This window comes from Clostridia bacterium (assembly GCA_012840125.1).
Taxonomy (GTDB): Bacteria; Bacillota; DULZ01; order DULZ01; family DULZ01; genus DULZ01.
On sequence record DULZ01000084.1, the window covers coordinates 1 to 14443 of the forward strand.

Sequence of the window (14443 nt, forward strand, 5' to 3'; positions counted from 1 at the left end):
GCCGCGGCCGTTTTCGATGCCACCGGAGGGTACGGTGCTGCCTACTTGATTGCTTGCTTACTGCTGGTGGTTTCAGTGCTGGTCACTTTCACTTTCCGGGCCCCGGCCCGGGTGCAAAGGGACTTACCTGCCCGGTAAGCACAATTGATCTTCATTAGGTCTATGTGGTTAATAGCCCCGCCAGGCGCGGGGCTTCGTTTTTGCGGGGATGAGGGGCGGGCCGCAGCAGTGGTTTCTAAGGATGCCCGGCGGCTCAAGCCTGCCGGGCATAGGACCGTTTTTAAGTAGGCTCAGGGGACAGCCTGGATGGCTTGCCGGCGCCGGACGATTTACCCTGCTGCAGGTTTTGCAGGAGCTGCTGTTCGTTGACGAGCCAGAGGGCCAAGCCGAGAGCTAAGGCCGCCAAAAGGGCGCCGCCGGCGAACATGGTCCGTTTACTGAGGCTTAACAAAAAATCAAAAACCGGGGGACCGGCGGCCACGCCGAGAAACCTGACCCCGCCGTAGAGGGCGGTTATGCCGCCCCGCTCTTCCAGCGGTACGGAGCTGGTCACCAGGGTGTTAACGCCGGGCAAGACAAGGCCTGTCCCGAGGCCCAGGAGGAGAATCCCAGCAAAGAAAACCATATCACCGGGGAAAAGGGCGAAGGCGCCCAGGGGACCGGCCACCAGGATTAAACCCAGGACGATAAAGTACTTGATTTTCCCCAGCTGCCGCTCCAGGTAGCGGCCGCCAAAGAAAGAGGTGGAGGACATGGCCAGGACCGGCACCGCCAGGGCCAGCCCTTTCACGATGCCGTCCAGGCCGTAGCTTTTTTCCAGCACGTCGGATAGATAGGATAAGAGACCGAAAAGAATCAGCAGCACGGCGCTGCCGGCGGCATAACAGCCGGCCAGGGATTTTCCCTTCCTTTGAAAAATCTCTTTGATTTTGCCCAGGTACGCCCGGACGGATTGGTTTCCTTTTTCCGGCGGCGGTTCTTTGATGAGGAGCCAGATGAGGACGGCGGCGGGTACGGCCAAAAAAGCGTAGACGAAGAAAAGGGCATACCAAATTAACAGGGCTATCGCTGCTCCCAGGATGGGGCTGATCACTTTGCCCAGACCGTTGGCGGCCTCCAGTCCCCCCAGCGCCTTCGGGCGTTCCTGGCTGGTGAAGATGTCGCTCACCAGGGCCATGGCAATGGGTCCGGTGCCGCTGGCCCCCAGTCCTTGAATGATGCGTCCCGCCAGGAGAATCGGGTATGATTGCCACCACCAGGCGGCTAATCCCGAAAGGACCCCTCCGGTGGCATACAGCAGCAGGGCGGGCAGGATGATGGGCTTCCGCCCGTATTTATCAGCCAAAAAACCCATGACCGGAATGGCGATGCCGGCGGGCAAAGAAAAAAGAGTGATGCTCAGGCCCGCTTGCAGCTTGGTGATCTCCATGGCTTTCTGCATGTCGGGGAGTACCGGGATCAGCATGGAGTTCCCTAAAACCATGATGAAAGGCACGCTGCTCAATGCTATTAGTTTCCAAAGACTTTCCTTTTTCATGCAGGTCTCCTTAACCGGTTGCTTGTACTTACTGAAATTATTATTGCTGGATTAATCATTTCTAATGCGACGGTGCCGGAGCCATTAGCAGGAAATGAACGGCGGGCGGCGAATTCTGTTACAACCGTACAAACCAGTAATATCCAAAAAAAAGGAGGAGCAGGGATATGCCGATTGTGACCATCGAGATGTTGGAAGGACGGACCGTGGAGCAGAAAAGAGCCCTGGCTGAGGCTGTTACCAAAGCCGTATGTGACACCTGCAACTGCCCGGCCGAGAGGGTGACCATTGTGATTCATGATATGCCGAAAACGAACATCGCTAAAGCCGGCAAGTTGATGAGTGATACAGACAATTAGTCATGCACCCGGCGCTGCTTGGCCGGAAACAGCGGGCATTAGGAGGGGCCCGGCATAGAGCTGCAGTTAAGTCTCCACCGGCGTTGGGCTGGGCCGGGCCCCGGCGGAAGAGGCAGCTTGTCAACTTTCTGAGTGGGGGGGGAGGTCATATTGCGTTTACGCGAGTTGGCTGAGGAACGGGAAGAGAGAGAGTTGTCCCCGCTGGCCGCTAAGAGCAGGAACAGCAAGGGACGGCTGGCGCCGGAACCGCCCTGTGCCGTGCGCACGGATTTTCAAAGGGACAGGGACCGGATTATTCACAGTAAGAGCTTCCGGCGGCTGAAGGATAAGACTCAGGTTTTCCTGATCGCCGAAGGGGATCATTACCGCACCCGTCTTACCCATACCCTGGAAGTCTCCCAAATTGCCAGGACCGTGGCCAGGGCCTTAATGCTTAATGAAGACCTGGTGGAAGCCATCGCTTTGGGCCATGATTTGGGTCATACCCCTTTTGGACACGCCGGTGAAGATGCCCTAAACAGTGTTTATCCCGGCGGTTTTAAACATAACGAGCAGAGCCTGCGGGTCGTGGATATACTAGAAGGTGGCAAAGGGCTCAATTTAACTTTCGAGGTCAGGGACGGGATCCTGCATCATACGGGGGACGGCTTGCCGGCCACTTTGGAAGGCCAAATCGTGCGCATTGCCGACCGGGTTGCTTATATTAACCATGATATTGACGATGCCATCAGGGGCGGGGTGATTACGGCCGCCGATTTGCCCAGGGATTGCCTGGCGGTTTTGGGCAAAACCCACCGGGAACGCATTGATACCATGGTGCGGGATTTGATTATAAACAGCATGGACCGGGATAGAATCTGTATGAGCCGGGAAGTGCAGGAAGCCACCGATGCCCTGCGCAAATTCCTGTTTGAAAGGGTTTATATCGATTCCCCCGCCAAGCAGGAAGAAAGAAAAGCCAAGAGAATGCTCAAGGATTTATACTGGTTTTACCTGGAGCGAAAGGATCTTTTCCTGGATGAAATCAATTATTACAACGAAGAGGAAAAGCTGGAACGGCAAGTGTGCGATTACGTGGCCGGCATGACGGACCGGTTCGCCGTCGCCCAGTATGTGAAGTATTTCGTACCGCAAGGGTCGAAAACCTAAGGGAGTTGAAATTGTTGCCGAAGATTTTCGCTATTTCCGATTTGCACCTGCCGGGGTCCACGGGCAAGAAAATGGATGTCTTCGGTCCCGAGTGGGTGGACCATGACCGCAAGATTGAAAGCCACTGGCGCCGCCTGGTGTCGGGGGAAGACCTGGTCCTCATCCCCGGGGATATTTCCTGGGCCATGCGGTTGGAAGAGGTAGAAGAGGATTTAGACCGCATAGCTTCCTGGCCCGGCACGAAAGTCATGATCCGGGGCAACCATGACTACTGGTGGCAGGGGATAGGGAAGCTCAGGCGAAGGCTGCCCGCCTCTATGTATGCCCTTCAAAACGATTCCGTTTCTCTCGGCGGGTTCTCCATCTGCGGCACGCGGGGTTGGAAAGTGCCCGGATGCGAAGACTTTACCGGGGAGGACGAGAAGATTTACCGGCGGGAAGTCCAGCGGTTGGAGCAGTCGTTGAAAACCGCCGGCGGCCAGGAACCGGTCATCGTGATGCTGCATTATCCACCCTTTAATGAGCGGGGAGAACCGTCCCTCTTTGTGGAGCTGATGCAGGAATACCGGGTCCGGAAATGCATTTACGGACACTTGCACGGGCAGCACATCCAGGCGGCCGTGACCGGGAACATTGACGGTATCGAGTATTATTTGGTGTCCTGTGATAAGGTTGATTTTGCCCCCTTGTTAATCGCGGAAACAAAATGAGGGAGACTCCTCTTCGCCGGTCGGGCTATTCAGGTAGTGACCAAGTACCTGACAGGGAGTTCCCTCATCTCATATTATGACCGGGAGACAATTTTTTATCCGCCCCACGTTAAAATTTCTCCGCCCCGCGGGTAAAAAAACCGGCACTCCGGTGGAGTGCCGCAAGCAGAATAAGGAAGGTTCAAAAAGAATGAAGTAGGCTTCTTTGCCTGTTAATATTATAACACATGGGTATATACAATTATGCAGGAAAGTATTGTTACTTGTGATAGAAGGATAATATCCAATAGTATAGAACCATATGATAGATGGTGTTTAACTGGGCGGTTTTTTGGGTTTGAGCATGGGCTTGACTACCAGGGGAAATACTAAACCCTTGTAGACGGCATAGAAGCTGGTGCCCAACACGAGCAGCAGCAGTACCAGTGCGGTGATGTCAGCCATCCAGTCCACCTCCAGGGATAGTTTTGCCTTTTCCCCGGTTTTCATTCCAAGAAATTTCTCCACCGGCGGCAGGAGATTTTCGATCAAGATAGAATATAGAAAAATTGTTCTCAATTCAGCCTTCTTGCGGCCACTATAACACGCCTGACTTGCAGGAAATCGGTTCCCTTTGGGCGAATCATTGTCAAAAGCACTGAGGTGGTCAAAGTGGCCGGACTTTACAGCCAAGGAACCCTGGAGGAAATCCGCCAGCGGATCGACATCGTTGACTTAATCGGCGAGTATGTGAGCTTGCGCAAACAAGGCAACAGCTATGTAGGCCGTTGTCCCTTTCATGACGATAGAAATCCTTCTTTTCATGTTACACCGGAGAACGGTCTTTTTTATTGCTTTGGTTGCGGTGCAGGCGGCGATGTGTTCTCTTTTATCATGAAAATCGCCCACCTGGATTTTCCCCAGGCGGTGGAAAGGCTGGCCCAGCGGGCGGGCGTCACCCCGGTGCGAGAAGGGAAGAGCGCCCCGGAATCTAGGAAACTAGACAAATTGAACCGCCTGCGGGAAATCAACAGGGAAGCCGCCTTGTACTATTACCGGTCTTTGCGTTCCACTGCGGGGGAGCCGGCCAGGCGTTACCTGGCGGAAAGGGGCATCAATCAAGACTCCCAGCACAAGTTTGCCCTGGGTTATGCCCCGAAAAACAATGCTTTACTGTCCTACCTGGCCAGGAAAGGTGTGACCACGGAGGACATGCTGGCCGCAGGGCTGGCAATCGGGAGAGATGACGGTTCCGTCATTGACCGTTTCCGGGATAGGGTTATGTTTCCCATTACCGATCACCGGGGCCGGGTGGTGGGCTTCGGCGGCCGGCTGATTAACCCCGGGGAGCCCAAGTATCTCAATTCCCCGGAGACGGAGATTTTCCGGAAAAAGAGCCTGCTGTACGGTTTGCACCTGGCTTTGCCGGCCCTCAGGCAGTCCCAGGTGGCTGTGCTGGTGGAAGGATACCTGGATGTCATTGCCCTGCATCAAGCAGGGATTCAAAATGCCGTGGCCTCGCTGGGGACCGCATTTACCCCGGAACATGCCAAGCTGCTGAAGAGATATGCGAGAGAAGTGGTCATCTTGTTTGACAGTGATGAGGCAGGCATGAAGGCCACGGAAAGGGCCATTGAGATTTTCAGCCGGCAGGAGCTGGCCGTCAAAGTTGCCTCCCTGGCAGGGGCTAAAGATCCTGACGAGTTCCTCCGGGATGCCGGGCCCCAGGCCTTATTGGAAGTCCTGGAGAAGGCATTGCCGGTGGTGCTTTACCGTTTTCACCGGCTCAAATCCACCCTGCCCTTGGATACACCGGGTAACAAAAGTGCACTTCTGAGACAGTTGTTTCCCGACTTAGCCAGGTTGAGCAGCCAGGTGGAGCGCCAGGAGTATATCAGGATCCTGGCCCAGGAGTTAAACTTGTCAGAAGAAGTGATTTGGGACGATTTCCGAAGAAATCAGGGGGAACAACGGGGAAAATATCAGTATTTGAGGGATAAAACTTCTCAAATAAGGAATAATACCAATGGAAACGGAAATGTTAATTCTTTCCGCACTCCTTATGTCATAGCACAGGAAAACATGCTGCGCCTCCTTTTACAGGAGCCGTCCCTGGTGAGCAGGGTGGCGCCGGCAGTGGACCCCGAGGCGTTTCATGAAGCACCCTACCGGGAGCTTTTTCTCTTGGTCAAAGAACAGGTACAGGCCCGGGGGGACGGTGCCGTCACCCTGAAGGAGATTGTCTCGGCTGCCCCGGAAGAGTTAAAAGGCTTGATTGCCAAGCTGGCCTCGGCGAACCCGCTGCCGGTGGGCGACCGCCAGCTGCAGGATACCGTGGTCAGCCTGCAGCGGCAGTACTTACAAGCCCAGGTGCGGGATAAATGGAAAAAAATTGCGGAGGCGGAAGCAAAAAAGGATTCTTCTGGGGTGCAAATCCTGTTGCAGGAGATCTCGAATTTGCAGCGAAAGATTCAATCATTAAAATAAACGTCACCTTGAGGATGAAGACGGAAGGGGGGACGACGATGCAAGATGAGGAACGCAGAATAGAAAGCGTTAAAGAGCTGATGCGAAAAGGAAAAGATCGCGGCATTCTCACTTACCAGGAAATCGCGGATCAACTGCAAGGGATCGAGCTGACTGCGGAGCAAATTGATGAGATTTATGAGCAGTTAGGCAATATGGGCATTGATGTATTGCCTAGCGAACACGACGTGCGCAAAGTCGAAGACGATGCTCATAAAGAAGAAGATATCGATCTATCTATACCGGAAGGTATAGGCATCGATGACCCCGTACGTATGTACCTCAAGGAAATTGGGAGAGTCCCCTTACTAACGGCTGAAGAAGAAATTGAGTTAGCGAAACGCATGGAGCAAGGCGACGAGGAAGCCAAGCGGTTGCTTGCGGAAGCTAACTTGAGATTAGTCGTGAGCATTGCCAAGAGGTATGTCGGGAGAGGGATGTTGTTCCTGGATCTAATCCAGGAAGGCAACTTAGGTCTCATTAAAGCGGTGGAGAAATTCGACTACCGCAAGGGGTTCAAGTTCAGCACTTATGCTACCTGGTGGATTAGGCAGGCGATTACGAGAGCCATTGCCGACCAGGCCCGGACCATCCGGATCCCCGTCCACATGGTGGAGACCATAAATAAGCTGATTCGCGTCCAAAGGCAGCTGCTGCAAGAACTGGGACGGGAGCCAACCCCTGAGGAAATTGCCCAGCAGATGGACATTCCGGTGGAGCGCGTGCGCGAGATTATGAAGATTGCGCAGGAGCCGGTTTCCCTGGAGACTCCCATCGGGGAAGAAGAAGACAGCCATTTGGGAGATTTTATCGAGGACGAAGATGCCCTGGCCCCGGCGGAAGCAGCTTCTTACATGCTGCTCAAGGAGCAGTTGGAAGAAGTGCTGGAAACTCTAACACCGCGCGAAGAAAAGGTGCTGCGCCTCCGTTTCGGGCTCGATGACGGCCGTTCCCGGACCCTGGAGGAAGTAGGCCAGGAGTTCGGTGTGACGCGGGAGCGCATCAGGCAGATTGAGGCCAAGGCGCTGCGGAAGCTGAGACATCCCAGCCGCAGCAAGAAGCTGAAGGACTACCTCGAGTAGGCTGGAAAAAGTTTTTTATGAAAACCTCTTGACCACCTGCGCCGCATCACTTATAATATCATGTGTGAAGGGCGTTCCTCGGTAGCTCAATGGTGGAGCATCCGGCTGTTAACCGGAGGGTTGTAGGTTCGAATCCTACCCGGGGAGCCATTTTTTAACGGTAACGATAATGACTAGTGCCCTGTGCGGAACTAGTCATTATTTCACTTTGGATAAATTGGGCCTATAGCTCAGCGGTAGAGCTGCCGGCTCATAACCGGCTGGTCCCTGGTTCGAATCCAGGTGGGCCCACCAATATAAATGGCCCGTTGGTCAAGCGGTCTAAGACATCGGCCTTTCAAGCCGGTAACAGGGGTTCGACTCCCCTACGGGTCACCAGAAGGGCGATTAGCTCAGTTGGGAGAGCGCCTGCCTTACAAGCAGGAAGTCGGCAGTTCGAGTCTGTCATCGCCCACCATGGGGAATTAACCACCGAAAGGTGGTTTTATTTTTTTTATAAAACTTTGAAAAAAGGTTTTTTGCCTATTTATTGCGAAAAAATATAGACAGGTGATGGCGTGGAAATGGAAACAGGGTTGAAATTGTCTCCCAGGCTCGAAAAAGTGGCCGGATTTGTGCTCCCCGGGGAACCGGCGGCCGATATCGGCAGCGATCATGCCTATTTGCCCATCTATTTGGTCCGGAACGGGATCGTACCTTCGGCCGTGGCCGTGGAAGTCCATCCCGGTCCCTGGCAGAGCTCCTTGGACCAGGTGCACCTCCATCAATTGGAGGATAAAATCCAGGTGCGGCTGGGGGACGGGTTTGCGCCCCTGGCCCCCGGGGAAGTGGCCACCGCCGTGGTGGCCGGTATGGGAGCCAGGACCATCATCCACATTCTCAGCCACGGCCAAGCCATCTTACCCACCCTCAAAAGACTGGTGCTCCAGCCCATGGCGGGAGTGGCCGAATTGCGGCAATGGTTATATGACCGGGGCTTTTGCCTGGTCGATGAGGAATTAGTACAAGAGGGAGAACAATTTTACTTCATTTTAGCAGCCGAAAAAGGAGAAACAAAGCCTCTTTCCCCCTGGGAGCGCGAGTTCGGGCCCATCTTGCTGGCGAAAAGGCATCCTTTACTGGTTCCCTACCTGGAAAGGCTGATCCGGCAGCAAGAACGGATCCTATTATCCTTGCAGCGAGGAGTTTCGGCGAAAGCCGGGAAAGAACGGCGGGCGGCGGAAGGAAGATTAAACCTGTTAAGAGAGGTGATGAAATGGCTGTCCACTGCCAACGATTAATTAGCTTGCTGGAAGAATTGGCTCCGGTGAGTTTAGCGGAAAACTGGGATAATGTGGGACTGCTGGTAGGTGACCCGCAAGCCGGGGTGGAGGGAGTGCTGGTTGCTTTAGACCTAACCCAGGGTGTGATTGACGAAGCCTTAAGGCAAGAATGCAACTTCATCCTGGTTCACCATCCTCCCATCTTTCACCCGCTGAAACGGTTGACCGCTGCCGACCCGGAAGCCCGGCTGCTCATGGAAGCGATAAGAAACGGCTTAAACATCTATGCGGCTCATACCAACCTGGACAAGGCGCCGGGCGGGGTCAATGACAGGCTGGCCCAGGTACTGGGTTTAGTAGATGCGGAAATCCTGTCGGCCCAGGTGAAGGAGCAGCATTACAAACTGGTGGTCTTTGTGCCGGAAACCCACGAAAAAGAAGTGCGCCAAGCGATTGGGGATGCCGGGGCCGGCTTCATCGGTAACTACTCCTACTGTACTTTCAGGACCCGGGGGACGGGGACCTTTTTGCCCTTGGAGGGGGCCAATCCCTACCTGGGCCGGGTGGGCCGGGTGGAGGAAGCGGCGGAATACCGCTTGGAAACCATTGTGCCGGAAAGGATTCTGGGTAAAGTGGTGCAGGCTATGCTGGAGGCTCACCCTTACGAGGAAGTAGCTTATGACCTGTATCCCCTGGCCGTTACAGGTACACCCAAAGGCGGCCTGGGACGGGTCGGTAACCTGGCCGAGCCGCTGCCGCCTGCACAATTCATCGAATTTGTGAAAGAGCGGCTGTCCCTGGCTGCCGTTAAAGTAGTGCCCGGCCGTCACGAGTTGGTCCGGCGGGTGGCCGTTTGCGGCGGTTCCGGCGGCAGGTTGATCAAAGATGCGGTAAAGAGAGGCGCCCAAGCTTTCATCACCGGGGATGTGGATTACCATGAAGGCCAACTGGCGGAAAGTCTTGGCTTGATGGTCATTGATGCCGGTCACGGCGCTACCGAAAAAGTGGTCCTGCCCTGGCTGGCAGAACAACTGCATCATCTTTTGACTACTCATAACCTGGCGGTGCCTGTGGTTCTTGCCGCCACCAATACCGATCCCTGGCGTTGCTATTGAGGATAGAAGAGCATACTTCTATCCTTTTTTGATTCTGCATGCCATTCTACCAGGCAAGGAGGCGTACCCATGTCATTAAAACACTTGTGGCGGTTGCAGCAGTTGGAACTGGCCCGGGCGAAGGTACTTCAACAATTGGACAGGGATGTGATGAAGCAGCTTAACTTGGAGAAACAAGCCCTGCTGGCTCGCCGGGAGGAATTGAAACGAGCTAAGGCGGTTTGGCAAAGACTGGTCAAGGAAAAGCGGCAGCAGGAAGAAGAACTGCACCGGCTGGAACAGCGCAGGAAAGAATTGAGCGACGAGCTCTACGGCGGGCAGGTAACCCATCTCAAAGATCTCAGCCGCTTGGAAGAACAAATACGCCAACTGGAAAGAAAGATTGATCTCTTAGCTGAGAGTTATTTAAAATTGGAGGAAAAAGTCCTGGAAATGGAGAACAATATCCAAATGGAATCGAGCCGTTTGACCGCCGCCACGGAAGCATTCAAGGAGAAAGCCAGGCGGGTCAAGGAGGACCTGGACAGCCGGAGAGCGGAATTGGCTTCCTTGGAAATGGCTATTAAAGAGGCGGAACGCCTCATCGCGCCGGCCCTCCTGGCCCAGTACCGCCGGGTGCGGCAAAGACTGGGTATTGGGGCGGTGGCCCCGGTCAAGGACGGCGTCTGCGGCGGCTGCGGCATCCAATTGCCTTCCCTTTTGCGGCAGCAGGTCAAACAGGAAGCATTGGCCCGATGCGAAAGTTGTGGCAGAATACTGGTGATGACTGAAGATCTCACCTGAGTTTAGGAGGATGTGGTTTTGAAGTTGGTGATTCATACTGACGGTGCCGCCAGGGGCAATCCCGGCCCGGCCGGCATTGGGGCCCTGATCCGGCGGGAAGACGGGCAGGTCCTGGCGGAAATCAGCCGGTTTCTAGGTCATGCTACCAATAACGTGGCCGAGTACACGGCCCTCATTATTGCGCTGGAAAAGGCGGCTGCCCTGGGTGCTACGGAAGTGGAAGTCTTTACCGATAGCGAACTCATGGTTAAGCAAATCCACGGCGAATACCGGGTCAAGAACGAAGGACTAAAACCTCTGTATCAGAAAGTACAAGAACTGGCCGCCGGGTTCAGGAGTTTTGACATTACCCATGTGGCGCGGGAAAAAAACAAAGAGGCAGACCGGTTAGCCAACCGGGGGATTGATGAAGGTCTGCAGAAAAGCAAAGGTTGAGAAAGCAGGAGATCCAGATGAGTACCGTTGATTCATTGAGTTTAGACAGGATTCTCCAGGAAGCTATCGAGGTGCTGGAGAACAGCAAGGAGCAAATCTTTGATATTGCCGAGCATGCCCGGGAGGAATGCCTCCGGCTCGAGAAAGAGATGAACCATGTCAAGCAGCTCACCCTGAAAGTCATCGATGAAGTGGACCGGTGTGAGAAGGAGGTGCGCCTGGCCCGGCTCCATTTGATGAAGGTCAACAAGGAATTAGGCAAGTATTCGGAAGAAGAGATGAGGCAAGCCTACGAAAAGGTAGCGGAGATGCAGATTAAGGTGGCACTCTTACGGGAGCGGGAAAACCAGCTGAAAGCCAAAAGGACCGAACTGGAGATCAGTCACCAGAAGATGCGTAAAACGGCTGAGAAGGCGGAAAAGCTGGTTACCCAGGTGGGCGTGGCCATTTCTTATTTGGCCAGCAGTGTCAAAAACATCTGGGAGGAAATAGAAAAACTGCAGCAGCAGCAGCAGGTCGGTTATGCTATTATTCGTGCCCAGGAAGAAGAGCGGCGCCGCATCGCCAGGGGGATTCACGACGGTCCCGCACAATCACTGGCTAATTTAGTTTTGCGGGCGGAGTATTGTGAAAAATTACTGGATAAGAAGCCGGAGCTGCTGAAGGAGGAGCTGCAGGCACTGAAGAGATTTGCCAGGAGCAACTTGGAGGATATTCGCAAGATCATTTTCGATTTAAGGCCTATGGATCTGGATGATTTGGGCCTGATCCCCGCTATCCAGCGGTACGCCTCGGATTTCGCGTTGGACCACCAGATTCCCGTCGAAGTGGTGGTGCTGGGGGACCGGCGGCGTTTCAGTGCCGCCATGGAAGTAGCTCTCTTTCGCATCGTCCAGGAGGCCCTCACCAATATCAGCAAACACGCCCGGGCCACCCAGGCCAATATTGTGATAGAAATAACTCCCCTTAATATTACCCTGGTGATTAAAGATAATGGGATTGGGTTTAATGTAGAAGAGCCGTTGGACAATGAATGTTTCGGGCTCAGGGGCATGAAAGAATGGGTGGCTTTCTTGCGGGGCAATATTAAAATCACCAGCCAACCGGGTGCAGGCACAACTATCAATGTAAAGATTCCGGTGGAAGGGGAGGAATGGAGTTGAGCAAGATCACCGTCCTGGTCGTGGATGACCATCCTCTCTTGCGAGAGGGGCTGATCAAGATTCTTTCCCTTGATGAAGCGATTGAAGTAGTAGGCGAAGCAGGCGACGGGGAAACAGGTATCAAACTGGCCGATGAACTCGAACCCCAGATTGTGTTGCTTGATATTAATCTCCCTAAGGTGAACGGCATCATCGCCTGCAAGATCATCAAAGAAAGGCACCCGGAGACGCAGGTTATAGTGCTGACCGTCTGTGAAGATGAGAGGCAAGTTCTGGAGATCGTGCGGGCCGGGGCCAACGGCTATCTCTTGAAAGACGTAGAACCACAAGTCCTGCTGCAGTCGGTGAAAGATGCCGCTTCCGGGAAATCACCGCTGCACCCGAAAATCGCCGGGACGGTGCTGCAGCAGTTCGGCAAGCTGGCCCAAGCCGTGGAAGATAATCAAGGCACGCTTCTTACCAGCAGGGAAAGAGAGATCATCCAGCTCATTGCCAAGGGAGCCACGAACCGGACCATTGCGAAAACGCTGTTTATCAGTGAAAAGATCGTAAAAAACCATGTGACCAATATTTTCCGCAAACTCAACGCGGCGGACCGGACGGAAGCGGTGGTGAAAGCGATGGAAAAACGCATTATCTAGTCCCGGTGAAAATAGGACCGGTCCTACCGGGAGAAATGACTATTGTCGGATTTTGGGGCATATGACAAGTTGTTATAATAAAATCAACAGAGTTACAATTACATAAGGTTCGACCTCCCACAATCCCTTTATTTATAGACCCTACCTCTGGTAGGGTCCCTTTTAACTTTGGCAGAAATAGGCCTGCCCGCTAGCAACCGGACACTTGGGGAAAGCTATCATAAGGAGACCTAATGATGCTGATTAAAGTCTTGATCGTCGATGACATTGCGGAAACCAGGAATAATGTGCGCCTGCTGTTGTCCTTTGATGAAGAAATCGTCGTGGTCGGAGAAGCCGGGAACGGACTGGCGGCTCTTGAAGAAGTACGGAAGCTGAAACCGGATGTGGTTTTGATGGATATCAATATGCCTGTCATGGACGGGATGACCGCTTGCCAAAAGATTGCCGCCCTGTATCCATTCGCCCGGGTGATTATGATGACGGTGCAGGGAGGCCGGGAGTATATCCGGAAGGCCTACCAAATGGGCGCTAAAGGCTATATCGTCAAACCTTTCTCCAGTGAAGAATTGATCAACGTCATTAAATCCACCTACCTGGCATACGAAGAAAAACTGGCCGTTCCACTGCCGTAACAGCTAACGTCCCTCACATTCCCATCGCTTTTTCCCTTGACACGAAAACATAACCGTGGTACCATATAGCTCCGAATGAAATATGGTTGAGTAGATTGGGTGATCGCGGGTACCAGTCCGAAAGGAGGTATCTGAGGAAAGTCCGAGCTCCACAGGGCAGGGTGCTGGGTAACACCCAGTGGGGGCGACCCTAAGGAAAGTGCCACAGAGATATACCGCCGGGTAATTGGCTTTTGCCAAAGCCGGTTACCGGGTAAGGGTGAAAAGGTGAGGTAAGAGCTCACCAGCAACCAGGCGACTGGTTTGGCTAGGTAAACCCCACCCGGAGCAAGACCGAATAGGGGAACGTTAAAGGTGGCCCGCCTAGTTCCCGGGTAGGTCGCTTGAGGCGTTTGGTAACAAACGTCCTAGATAGATGATCATCCACGACAGAACTCGGCTTACAGATCTACTCATCCATGACACAAAATGAACCTCCCGCTCCCGGGAGGTTTTTATTTTGCCCGTTGTATTGACAATTGGCCATAGTATGGTAGAGTGTAATATCATAAGTTCTGAATGCAATTCATTTCATTGGGAGGTACATCCGTTGTCCTATCGCAAAACGAAAAAAGTGGAGGAAAAACTGCAAAACCGCCGGGCGAAAATCCTGGCAGTAGGCAAAGAAGTGCTGGCCGAGGAAGGCTACAAGAACGTGGCCATTAAAACCATCGCCGAGAGGGCCGGCATCGCCACCGGGACCTTTTACCTGTATTTTGCCAACAAGGACAAGCTGGTGGAAACCATTGCCGAAGAAATGTACCGGAAATTGCTGGAACGGATCCGCCAGGAAAGAGCCAAATATACTGCCACCATTGATAAGCTGCAGATCAGCATGAAGACCTGCCTCGATGTATTCAGTGAAGAAAAACAGATGGCCAAAATCCTTTTGATCCAGGCACCAGTTAAGTCCGTATAATGGTGTAAAATTGGTTTTCCAAAAGAGTTGAGCCATTAACAAATTCCTCAGTTAGAATAGAAGTGGAAAAACCAAAATTCTAAGAGGAGGAATTTGAATGGCTCAATAC

Annotated in this window: 16 protein-coding genes, 4 tRNA genes and 1 other RNA gene; 19 read left to right on the forward strand and 2 right to left on the reverse strand. The window is 53.5% G+C overall.

What is annotated here, in order from left to right; genetic code table 11:
• Window positions 1-138: hypothetical protein (locus GXX34_09690; GenBank protein HHW07781.1), on the forward strand; the 138-nt coding region annotated here is incomplete at its 5' end.
• A gap of 142 nt (window positions 139-280) precedes the next feature.
• On the opposite strand, the gene GXX34_09695 is transcribed toward GXX34_09690, so the two are convergent.
• Window positions 281-1537 (reverse strand): MFS transporter, encoded by a 1257-nt coding sequence (locus GXX34_09695; protein HHW07782.1) that lies wholly within the window; start codon window positions 1535-1537, stop codon window positions 281-283.
• A gap of 167 nt (window positions 1538-1704) precedes the next feature.
• On the opposite strand from GXX34_09695, the gene GXX34_09700 reads away from it, so the two are divergent.
• From GXX34_09700 to GXX34_09710, 3 genes are all read left to right on the forward strand, one after another.
• On the forward strand, window positions 1705-1896 hold the full coding sequence (locus GXX34_09700) for a 4-oxalocrotonate tautomerase (GenBank protein HHW07783.1): 192 nt from the start codon (window positions 1705-1707) through the stop codon (window positions 1894-1896).
• Between the two features lie 150 nt (window positions 1897-2046).
• The gene (locus GXX34_09705) at window positions 2047-3045 is read left to right on the forward strand and encodes a deoxyguanosinetriphosphate triphosphohydrolase (GenBank protein HHW07784.1); all 999 of its coding nucleotides are present in this window, start codon (window positions 2047-2049) and stop codon (window positions 3043-3045) included.
• 23 nt (window positions 3046-3068) lie between these two features.
• On the forward strand, window positions 3069-3755 hold the full coding sequence (locus tag GXX34_09710; GenBank protein HHW07785.1) for a phosphohydrolase: 687 nt from the start codon (window positions 3069-3071) through the stop codon (window positions 3753-3755).
• Between the two features lie 315 nt (window positions 3756-4070).
• Here the strand turns inward: GXX34_09710 and GXX34_09715 are convergent, their stop codons facing one another.
• On the reverse strand, window positions 4071-4286 hold the full coding sequence (locus tag GXX34_09715; protein HHW07786.1) for a hypothetical protein: 216 nt from the start codon (window positions 4284-4286) through the stop codon (window positions 4071-4073).
• 120 nt (window positions 4287-4406) lie between these two features.
• Here GXX34_09715 and GXX34_09720 point away from each other — a divergent pair, with 120 nt between their 5' ends.
• From GXX34_09720 to GXX34_09790, 15 genes are all read left to right on the forward strand, one after another.
• Window positions 4407-6221, forward strand: a complete 1815-nt coding sequence (locus tag GXX34_09720) for a DNA primase (protein HHW07787.1) — start codon at window positions 4407-4409, stop codon at window positions 6219-6221.
• A 14-nt stretch (window positions 6222-6235) separates the two neighbouring features.
• Window positions 6236-7342 carry an RNA polymerase sigma factor RpoD gene (gene rpoD / locus GXX34_09725; GenBank protein ID HHW07788.1) on the forward strand — a complete coding sequence of 369 codons (1107 nt, stop codon included), beginning with the start codon at window positions 6236-6238 and terminating at the stop codon, window positions 7340-7342.
• 75 nt (window positions 7343-7417) lie between these two features.
• Window positions 7418-7492: transfer RNA gene (locus GXX34_09730), tRNA-Asn, on the forward strand.
• 69 nt (window positions 7493-7561) lie between these two features.
• Window positions 7562-7636: transfer RNA gene (locus GXX34_09735), tRNA-Ile, on the forward strand.
• Window positions 7637-7644: 8 nt separating this feature from the next.
• Window positions 7645-7720, forward strand: a tRNA-Glu gene (locus tag GXX34_09740).
• 3 nt (window positions 7721-7723) lie between these two features.
• A tRNA-Val gene (locus GXX34_09745) sits at window positions 7724-7799 on the forward strand.
• A gap of 100 nt (window positions 7800-7899) precedes the next feature.
• Window positions 7900-8622, forward strand: coding sequence for an SAM-dependent methyltransferase (locus GXX34_09750; GenBank protein ID HHW07789.1), 723 nt, complete (start codon window positions 7900-7902; stop codon window positions 8620-8622).
• A complete protein-coding gene (locus GXX34_09755; GenBank protein HHW07790.1) occupies window positions 8598-9719 on the forward strand; it encodes a Nif3-like dinuclear metal center hexameric protein in 1122 nt (373 codons plus the stop codon). Before GXX34_09750 ends, GXX34_09755 begins: the two co-directional genes overlap by 25 nt.
• Window positions 9720-9788: 69 nt before the next feature.
• Window positions 9789-10502: a hypothetical protein gene (locus tag GXX34_09760; protein HHW07791.1), complete on the forward strand. Its 714-nt coding sequence runs from the start codon at window positions 9789-9791 to the stop codon at window positions 10500-10502.
• Window positions 10503-10526: 24 nt separating this feature from the next.
• Entirely contained in the window at window positions 10527-10937 is a 411-nt protein-coding gene (locus tag GXX34_09765; protein ID HHW07792.1) for a ribonuclease HI family protein, read from the forward strand.
• Window positions 10938-10954: 17 nt separating this feature from the next.
• Window positions 10955-12100 carry a histidine kinase gene (locus GXX34_09770; GenBank protein HHW07793.1) on the forward strand — a complete coding sequence of 382 codons (1146 nt, stop codon included), beginning with the start codon at window positions 10955-10957 and terminating at the stop codon, window positions 12098-12100.
• The gene (locus tag GXX34_09775; protein HHW07794.1) at window positions 12097-12741 is read left to right on the forward strand and encodes a response regulator transcription factor; all 645 of its coding nucleotides are present in this window, start codon (window positions 12097-12099) and stop codon (window positions 12739-12741) included. The genes GXX34_09770 and GXX34_09775 overlap by 4 nt, the downstream gene beginning before the upstream one ends.
• A 236-nt stretch (window positions 12742-12977) precedes the next feature.
• Window positions 12978-13376, forward strand: coding sequence for a response regulator (locus tag GXX34_09780; protein ID HHW07795.1), 399 nt, complete (start codon window positions 12978-12980; stop codon window positions 13374-13376).
• Window positions 13377-13463: 87 nt separating this feature from the next.
• Window positions 13464-13835: RNase P RNA component class A (gene rnpB, locus GXX34_09785), an RNA gene on the forward strand.
• Window positions 13836-13965: 130 nt separating this feature from the next.
• Window positions 13966-14334 (forward strand): TetR/AcrR family transcriptional regulator, encoded by a 369-nt coding sequence (locus GXX34_09790; GenBank protein ID HHW07796.1) that lies wholly within the window; start codon window positions 13966-13968, stop codon window positions 14332-14334.
• Window positions 14335-14443: the final 109 nt, after the last annotated feature.

Coding starts and splice junctions, on each gene's coding strand:
- GXX34_09700 (HHW07783.1), top strand. CDS start 1,705: ATGCCGATTGTGACCATCGAGATGTTGGAAGGACGGACCGTGGAGCAG.
- GXX34_09780 (HHW07795.1), top strand. CDS start 12,978: ATGCTGATTAAAGTCTTGATCGTCGATGACATTGCGGAAACCAGGAAT.
- rpoD (HHW07788.1), top strand. CDS start 6,236: ATGAAGACGGAAGGGGGGACGACGATGCAAGATGAGGAACGCAGAATA.
- GXX34_09760 (HHW07791.1), top strand. CDS start 9,789: ATGTCATTAAAACACTTGTGGCGGTTGCAGCAGTTGGAACTGGCCCGG.
- GXX34_09695 (HHW07782.1), bottom strand. CDS start 1,537: ATGAAAAAGGAAAGTCTTTGGAAACTAATAGCATTGAGCAGCGTGCCT.
- GXX34_09770 (HHW07793.1), top strand. CDS start 10,955: ATGAGTACCGTTGATTCATTGAGTTTAGACAGGATTCTCCAGGAAGCT.
- GXX34_09755 (HHW07790.1), top strand. CDS start 8,598: ATGGCTGTCCACTGCCAACGATTAATTAGCTTGCTGGAAGAATTGGCT.